Here is a 7,446-nt window from a genome sequence, read left to right as displayed (position 1 = left end):
CGATCGAGCGACGCCCCAGTAACCCTGCCCCGGCCTGCTGAAATGCCGCGACGGCGCTCGCGTACAGGTGGATCGAACCCGCGCGTACTCCACTAGCTCGGGCTATGGAGGTCTCGACCTCGGCGTCCGCTCGGTGCTCGGCGGCACCGTGGCCTGGCACGCCGACCCGGCCCCCGGCGCCGCCGCCATCCTCCAGTACCACTGGCCGGCTGTCCCGAACCTGGGCGACATCACCGAGGTCGACTTCACCGAGGTCGAGCCGGTCTGTGTCCTCGTCGCTGGCTTCCCGTGCACCGACGTCAGCGTCGCCGGGGGCCGGGCCGGGCTCGCCGAGGGCACCCGCTCCGGGCTGTGGCACACCATCGCCCGCGCCATCCGCACTCTCCGCCCCTGTTTGGTGATCCTTGAAAACGTCCGAGGCCTGCTCTCGACCCCCGCTCGCTCGAATACCGATGGCGACGTGGAACCGTGCCCGTGGTGTCTGGGAGACACCGGAGATGAACATCATCTGCGGGCATTCGGTGCCGTACTCGCAGACCTGGCCGACGCAGGGTACGACGCGCGCTGGCAGGTGCTACGCGCGGCCGACGTCGGAGCACCCCATCGGCGCGAGCGGGTCTTCATCGCCGCCTGGCCTGCCGACCCCGAGGGCGAGGGACTCCCCGGGCCCCGACGCTGGGCGGGAGGACCTCGGCCACGTGGTCACGCTGCTGCTCACCCCGACCTCGAACTTGGGCTCGATCGGCGGCTCCCAGCACCCGGACCTCCGGCGGGCCGGCGGCCATGGCCCGAACCTGAGCGATCTGGTGGAGCACCTGCTGCCGACCCCGAGGGCGAGCGACGGCACCAAGGGAGGCCCCAACCAGCGCGGGTCCAAGGGCGATCTGACCCTGCCGAGCGCGGCGGCGAAGCTCCACCGGACCTCGAAGGCGAGCACCGCCGGGGGCTCTCCCAGGAACGGCCGCAAGGGCCTCGTCCCGCCGCAGCCGGAGCTGCCGATGTGGCCGCCGCCGCGGCCCGCTGGGGCGAGTATGCCGCCGCCATCACCCGCTGGGAGCGAATAACCCGCCCGGCACCCGATCCCGTGGATTCCCGCGGCCGCCTTTCCTCGGAATTCGTCGAATGGGCAATGGGCCTCGAAAAAGGCTGGGTGACGCAGATCACGTCACTTTCCAGATCCGCCCAGCTGACCGCCCTGGGAAACGGTGTCGTACCCCAACAAGCCGCACTGGCAACAGAGTTGCTGACTTTCGACGTTTCTCTCTGCGGAAATCACCCGGAGCCTCCCCGGTGAATTCTAGGCGGCCATACCCCATGGCATGGCTCCCGAGCAAGGGATTGGCCGGCGGGCAGAGTCGTATCCACCGACGCACGACCGATTCCCCAGGAGCCGCCCTTGTCCACCCCTACGTCCGCCGATCCGCCCGGCCGCCCGGCGGTCTCACCGGAGACCGTGGCGGAGTGGCGTGCCACCCTGGCCCGCCTCCAGGCGGAACGCGACTCGCTGGCCATCGTGGCCGAGCGCCTCGCCGAGGAGCAGGACGAAGCCGATCCCGCCTCCGAGCTGCCGGTCGAAGGCGCGCTGGCCGCGGAGGCGGACACCGCACCGGAGGAGTCCGACGCGGTGTCGCTGACTGTCCTCGCCTTCGACGACGACGCCCTGGCCACCGAGGTCGCCACGATGGTGCCGTGGGTCGACCACATCCTGCTCGACGTCTACGGACAGGAGATCACCAGCGGCAGGCCCTGGTGCGCCCGGTGGCCCGAGCACGACGAGGCGCTGGCCCGGATCCACCACTGCTGGCTGGCCTGGCAGGAGCTGACCGACTCCCGCTCCGGCGCCACTGGACCGAGTGTCTGGCAGCGCGACCACCTGGAGCCGCTGCTGCTCAAACTCCGTGCCCCGGACGGGCCGTTCGGCGCGTGCACCACCAACCCCGACCACCCGCACCACCGGCTGCTGCCGCATCCGTCACACACCGCCCCGGACTCCCTGCCCCAGCCCGGGGTACCCCGCATCTCCGTCTAGCCCGAGGACCACCCGTGACCGCCGCCGCCCTGCTCGACTTCGATGCCCCTCCGGCGGCGCTCACCAACCTCGACCAGCTCCCGCAGACCCTGCAGGACGCCGCTGTCGACCACCTGCGCCGCCTGATCCGCTGCCAGCAGCGCGGGCCCGTCCTCGGCCGGCGCGGCCTGTGGGACCTGACCGGCTGCCGCCGGATCTACCTCGACCACGACCGTTGCTGGCGCCTGGTCTACCAGGAGCGCCCTCCCCGGGCCGCCTCCGGCTACAGCGAGACCTACCTGCTCGCCGCCGGACGCCGCAGCGGGCACCAGGTCTACAACACGGCCGCCCGCCGACTGCAGTTGCTCACCGACGCCTCTGTGGCCTGACCCGCCCGCCGCCGCCCGTCTTCCTCCACGCGAAGGACCACCATCATGCCCTCCTCCCCCCTTGCCCAGGCCCAGCGCATCCAGGCCGCCGTGTCCGTCCTCGGCCCGCAGGACACCATCTCGCTCCTGCGCCTGCTCAAGCTCGCCGACGGCACCCGGCCGATGTCCGAGCTGGCGGAGAAGTCCCACGGGATGACCGAAGCCCAACTGGAACGGCGGCTCGACGCGATGGAGGAGAACGGGCTGGTCACCCGCCGACAGGAGGCCGGCACGACCGTCGTCTCCTCCACCCGGGCGGGGCGCGAGGCCGTCTCCTACCTCCAGATCCCCGTCACCCGCTGGGCCTCCGCCCACCAGGGCGTCCCGGAGTACGGGACCGGTCCGGGGGCCTACACCGAGCAGGCCCTCACCACGCTCAACCGCGCCAACACGGTCGCCACCATCATGGCCCTGGCCGCCTACGGAGAGCGCGCCTACCCCAGCGAGATCCTCGACGACGCCCTGCCCGCCGGCATGAACCCCGGCAACCTCTACCAGCGGCTGCAGCAGCTGGAAGCCGACGGGCTGGTCGAGCGCACCGGCGAGCCCCGCTACTACATGTACGAGCTGACCACGGCCGGAAAGGCCCTCGCCGATCCGCTGGAGGCCATCGGCCGCTGGGCCCAGCGCCACCTTCCGGTGCCGCCACGCTCCGAGACGACCGTCCGCCGCGCCGGCGCGCACAACAACGCTCCCGCCACACCCGCCCCGGCCGCCCGGCCGGCCGCCGCGAAGCCCGCGCCCGTGCCCGTGCCCGTGCCCTCCGCCAGGACCGCAGCCCCGACCGTGGCGCAGGCGCCGTCGCCGTCACAACTGGCGGCCACGCGCGCCAGCGCCGCCTCGGTCCGCTCGACGACCGCCGCGCTGGTCTTCAGCCACGGGGCTCCGCCGCAGCCCGCCCCTCTCATCTCCAACTCCACCGCCGCCAAGCGGCGCTGAGGACCTCCATGGATTCCACTACCACCTCTTCCCCGTCCGCTCCTCGGGCGCGCCGCACGGCCGCTTCCAAGCCGAAGCCCCGGGTCGCCCCCGTACTTCCCGACCTCTCCCGGAGCAGTCGGATCGTCGGCGTCCGACCCGCCTACCTCGCTCTCGGCTCGCTCACCTCCGTCGTCCGCGCCCGCAGGGTCCTTCAGGAGGCGTCCTGGGCCCCCGCCGTGCGAGACCAGGGCCACGTGTTCTCCCGCGGCGGCGTCGAAGTGGTGCTGCACGACCCCACCGACAAGCGGTACCAGCAGGAGGCACTCACCGCTCAAGGCCCGGACTGGCACGCCACGTTCAGCGCGCAGACCCCAGACGAGGTCCTGGCCTGCGCCGCCGAGGCGCTGGTCGAGGCCGCCATGGTCAGCGAGGAAGGGGCACCGGACCGGTCCGATCTCGACGAGGCGCTCTCCTGCCTGTCCGACGCCGGGTGGGACGCCGCGGTCTCCCTCGGCCGCGGGATCACGCGGGTCACGTCACCCGACCATCTCGCGGAGGTCCTGTGTCCTCCCGACCAGCAGGCCTGGCTGGTCACCGTCGGCATGGACGGCGAGGGCTGGGAGGCCGAACTGGTGGGCGACTGCCCGGAGGTGCTCGTCGAGAGCGTCATCAGCTGCCTCGCCGCCGAGTCCCCGGCCCGCCGCCGCAGTGCCGATCTGCCGAACGCACTGCACCGCTACCTGGAGATCGGGCCGGACCCGTACCGCTCGGACGCGGCCCGCCAGACCTCGCCGGCCGCCCGGGCCGCAGATCCCGCCGCCCTCGTCGTCACCCCTGCCCAGAGCGCCACCACGGCCACCCGGAGGAGCCGTTGACCACCACCCACTACGAGGCGACCGTGCTGCTGACCGCCGACCTCCAGGAGGAGTCGGAGCAGGTCCAGGCGCTCGCCCGCACCCTCAACCTCCCCCACCACGCCCTGGACCCGGTCCGGCTGCTCAGCCGCAACCTGCTGAGCGCCCTGGTCCACCTCGCCACCGTCAGCGCCTCGGCCGCCGCCGTCGTGGACGCCGCCGACCCGCCCACCGGCGCCCACCTTCGCGCGCTCGCGCGGATTGAGCAGGCCCAGCAGGCCCTGCTGTCCGCCGGCGGCTCGATGGCCACCGTCCTCGACCAGCTGACCTCCCCCGACATCACCATCACCGACACGGCCGGGCTCGCCCAGGCCGGGCGCCTGCGCGCCGGCGCGCTACTCACCAGCGCGAGCGCCCACCTCGGGGCCGCCGCCGCCACGCTGCGCTCCGCACCGCCTGGCTGATCCCGCCACCCGAACCACCAGGAGACCCCGCCGCCCGCATGCACCCCGCTTCCACGTTCCGGCTCCGCCCCACCACGCGCGACGTCCTCGCCCGCCCACACGTGCCCGCGCTGCTCGCCGGCACCCTCGTCGGCCGCCTGCCCACCGCGATGGCGCCCCTCACGCTGCTGCTCGCCGTACGAGCGGCCGACGGTCCGGTCGTGCTCGGGAGCATCCTCGCCGCCCTCTACGCACTGGCCGGCGCCATCGGACAGCCCCTGCTCGGCCGTCTCGTCGACCGCTCGCGCCTGGGAATCGTCTCGGCCCTCGGGGCGAGCGTGGCGTTCGTGGCATTCAGCCTGCTCGCCGCGACCGACCTGGCCGCCCGGCCGCTCGTTGCCGGAGTCCTCGCCGTACTCGCCGGTGCTGCAACACCGCCGCTGGAGGCCGGACTTCGCGCTCTGTGGCCGCGGCTCGTGCCTGATCCGGCCGAGCAGCGGGTGGCCTTCACCCTGGACAGCGTCAGTCAGGAGATCGTCTTCGTCGCCGGGCCCCTGGCCGCCACGGCCCTATGCGAACTCCTCTCCCCGGCCGCCGCGTTGTGGGCATGTGGAGTCATCGGCGGCATCGGCGCCGGCGTGGTCGCCACCCGCCCGCCCGCCGGCTGGCCGCCGACCGAGCGGCGCGAGGTCCACTGGAGCGGACCTCTGCGCTCGCGCGGCCTGCTGGTCTTGCTCGCCGCAATGCTCTGCCTCGGCGTCAACCTCGGCGCCTTCAACGTCCTGGCCATCACGCTCGCCGACCGCACCGGTGCCGGCTGGCTGACCGGGCTGCTGCCCGCCGCGCTGTCCGTCGGCAGCCTGCTGGGCGGAATCGCCTACACCCGCTCCCCCTGGCCGCTCTCCCCACAGCGCCAACTGCTCGCGGCGGCCGGCGGGTACGCGCTGTCGTTCACGCCGATGCTGATCGCCACCGTTCCGCTGGCGGCCCTCGCCTTCGCCGTCGCACCCGGCCTCTACCTGTCCCCGCTGCTCGCCGTCGCCGTCGCGCTCTGCGACCGGCTGGCCCCCAGGGGCACCGCCACCGAGGCTGCGGCCTGGCTGGTCGCGGTCGTCGGCGTCGGCCAGGCCCTCGGCACCGCCGTCGCAGGCCGCCTCGCCGAACACGGCACCACCTCGGTCGCCACCCTGACGGCGTTCGCCGCCGTCCTGGCCGCGGCCGTCCTCCTCCCCCGCCCCGACCTGCTCAACCCCCGCCCCGCCACCTCTCAGGAGACCAGCGCTTGACCACCAGCACCACTACCGCCGCCCGTATCCGCATCGTCTGGGACTGGAACGGCACCGTCCGCGACGATCTCGGTGACCACGTCGCCGCGCTCAACGCCACCCTGCCCGCCCTCGGCGGCCGGCCGGTCAGCGTCGACACCTACCGCTCCCAGCACCGGGTGCCCATCCGCAGCTTCTACGACCACCTCCTCGGCCGCTCGATCAGCGACGAGGAGTGGGCCACCAACGACGCTGCCTTCCTCGCCGTGCTCGACCAGCGTCCGGTCCAGCTGCGCTCGGGGGTCCGACAGGTGATGCTGGGCCTGCGTGCCCGAGGCATCCGGCAGTCCCTGCTCTCCCTCGCGCCGCACGAGCGGCTGCTCCACGAAGTACAGCAGGTCGGCATCAGCCAGCTCCTCGACCGCATCGACGGGCGCATCGGCCCCTCCGTCTCCACCAAGGCACCGGCGCTCGCCGCCCACCTCGCCGCCCTCGGCCCCGACATCGACCCGGCCCACGTCATCGTGATCGGCGACAGCGCCGACGACGCGGTTGCCGCCCGCGCGGTCGGCGCCGTCCCTGTCCTGCACACCGGCGGCCTGCACTGCCCCCAGCGTCTGGCCACCGACGGTGCCCCCCTGGTGGACACCCTGGCCGAGGCCGTAGAGGTCGGCCTCGCCACCGTCGCCGCCCGCGCGGCGGCCACGCTGTGAACCAGCTCTCCGGCACGCCTACGCCCGCGTCCGCCGACCCGACGCTGATCGGCACCGCGATGGTCCTCAAGGAGTTCGACGCCGGTCACCCCAGGGACATACCGGGCGGGCGCGAGGACGAAGGAAGCCTGCTCGGCACCTCAGCCTCCGAGGTCCTCCGGGTCGCGCGCCGCCTCGATCACGTCCAGCAGAACATGGTCGCCAGCGCCCGCAGCATCCGCAGCGACGTGCAGCGCGTCATCGACGGCCTCGACGCCGACATGCCGCTGACCACCGGCGTGATCGGCACCAGCGCCCACACGCTCGACCTCCTGTGCGCCCGCCGCGCCGAGCTCCACCAACGCCTGGAGCGGCTCATCGGGCTGCACAAGCTGCTGGTCGCCCGGATGCCGGCCCAGGCCACCGCGCCGGAGCGGACGCCGACACGGCAGCGCGCGGCCGAACCGTCCCGGCCAATGAAGCTGAGTTCCTCCCAGCGTCTGGCGCTCGACTCCGTCGCCCGCGGCCAGGTCACCGCGCAGTTGACCAGCATCCGGCACGGCGAGCGCATCACCAGCTCGGACATGCGCGTCAGCGTCGTGTCCGTCAACTGGCTGATCGACCGCAAGTTGGTCGAGCACGACATGAGCCGGTCCCTGTTTGTCGGCCGGAAGCTCCGGCTTACGGCCGCCGGCGCCCGTGTCCACGCCTCCCTCACCGGGAGCCCCGGCCCGGCCCCGGCATCCAGGACCGCCGCGACGCCGGACCCGACCCCGGCACAGGCGGCCAGCACCCACCCACCCCGCACGGTGAAGGCGGCACGATGACCACCACC

Annotated in this window: 9 protein-coding genes and 1 pseudogene; all 10 read left to right on the top strand. The window is 73.4% G+C overall.

The annotated features are described in order from the left end of the window. Positions 1–67 precede the first annotated feature (67 nt). Positions 68–574, top strand: a pseudogene (locus ACFVVA_RS20050) (DNA cytosine methyltransferase); the annotation flags it as partial. Between the two features lie 426 nt (positions 575–1,000). Beyond that, on the top strand, positions 1,001–1,294 hold the full coding sequence (locus tag ACFVVA_RS20045) for a hypothetical protein (RefSeq protein WP_387691245.1): 294 nt from the start codon (positions 1,001–1,003) through the stop codon (positions 1,292–1,294). A gap of 102 nt (positions 1,295–1,396) precedes the next feature. Then, positions 1,397–2,029, top strand: a complete 633-nt coding sequence (locus ACFVVA_RS20040) for a DUF4913 domain-containing protein (protein ID WP_387691229.1) — start codon at positions 1,397–1,399, stop codon at positions 2,027–2,029. Positions 2,030–2,043: 14 nt separating this feature from the next. Beyond that, positions 2,044–2,397 carry a hypothetical protein gene (locus tag ACFVVA_RS20035; RefSeq protein WP_387691227.1) on the top strand — a complete coding sequence of 118 codons (354 nt, stop codon included), beginning with the start codon at positions 2,044–2,046 and terminating at the stop codon, positions 2,395–2,397. Between the two features lie 45 nt (positions 2,398–2,442). Then, the gene (locus ACFVVA_RS20030) at positions 2,443–3,375 is read left to right on the top strand and encodes a winged helix-turn-helix transcriptional regulator (protein ID WP_387691225.1); all 933 of its coding nucleotides are present in this window, start codon (positions 2,443–2,445) and stop codon (positions 3,373–3,375) included. Between the two features lie 8 nt (positions 3,376–3,383). Then, positions 3,384–4,232, top strand: a complete 849-nt coding sequence (locus ACFVVA_RS20025; RefSeq protein WP_387691223.1) for a DUF317 domain-containing protein — start codon at positions 3,384–3,386, stop codon at positions 4,230–4,232. Further along, the gene (locus ACFVVA_RS20020) at positions 4,229–4,675 is read left to right on the top strand and encodes a hypothetical protein (RefSeq protein ID WP_387691221.1); all 447 of its coding nucleotides are present in this window, start codon (positions 4,229–4,231) and stop codon (positions 4,673–4,675) included. The genes ACFVVA_RS20025 and ACFVVA_RS20020 overlap by 4 nt, the downstream gene beginning before the upstream one ends. A 38-nt stretch (positions 4,676–4,713) precedes the next feature. Continuing rightward, positions 4,714–5,940 (top strand): MFS transporter, encoded by a 1,227-nt coding sequence (locus ACFVVA_RS20015; RefSeq protein WP_387691219.1) that lies wholly within the window; start codon positions 4,714–4,716, stop codon positions 5,938–5,940. Continuing rightward, positions 5,937–6,632: an HAD family hydrolase gene (locus ACFVVA_RS20010; RefSeq protein WP_387691218.1), complete on the top strand. Its 696-nt coding sequence runs from the start codon at positions 5,937–5,939 to the stop codon at positions 6,630–6,632. The genes ACFVVA_RS20015 and ACFVVA_RS20010 overlap by 4 nt, the downstream gene beginning before the upstream one ends. Then, complete coding sequence (locus ACFVVA_RS20005; RefSeq protein ID WP_387691216.1) at positions 6,629–7,438, top strand: hypothetical protein; 810 nt, start codon at positions 6,629–6,631, stop codon at positions 7,436–7,438. Before ACFVVA_RS20010 ends, ACFVVA_RS20005 begins: the two co-directional genes overlap by 4 nt. Positions 7,439–7,446: the final 8 nt, after the last annotated feature.

The sequence above is a fragment of the Kitasatospora sp. NPDC058048 genome, assembly GCF_042885555.1.
In the GTDB taxonomy this organism is placed as follows: Bacteria; Actinomycetota; Actinomycetes; order Streptomycetales; family Streptomycetaceae; genus Kitasatospora; species Kitasatospora lactacystinica.
Note: the sequence above shows the minus strand (reverse complement) of the source record. Positions and strands in the feature narration are given on the sequence as shown.

Coding starts and splice junctions, on each gene's coding strand:
- ACFVVA_RS20030 (WP_387691225.1), top strand. CDS start 2,443: ATGCCCTCCTCCCCCCTTGCCCAGGCCCAGCGCATCCAGGCCGCCGTG.
- ACFVVA_RS20025 (WP_387691223.1), top strand. CDS start 3,384: ATGGATTCCACTACCACCTCTTCCCCGTCCGCTCCTCGGGCGCGCCGC.
- ACFVVA_RS20015 (WP_387691219.1), top strand. CDS start 4,714: ATGCACCCCGCTTCCACGTTCCGGCTCCGCCCCACCACGCGCGACGTC.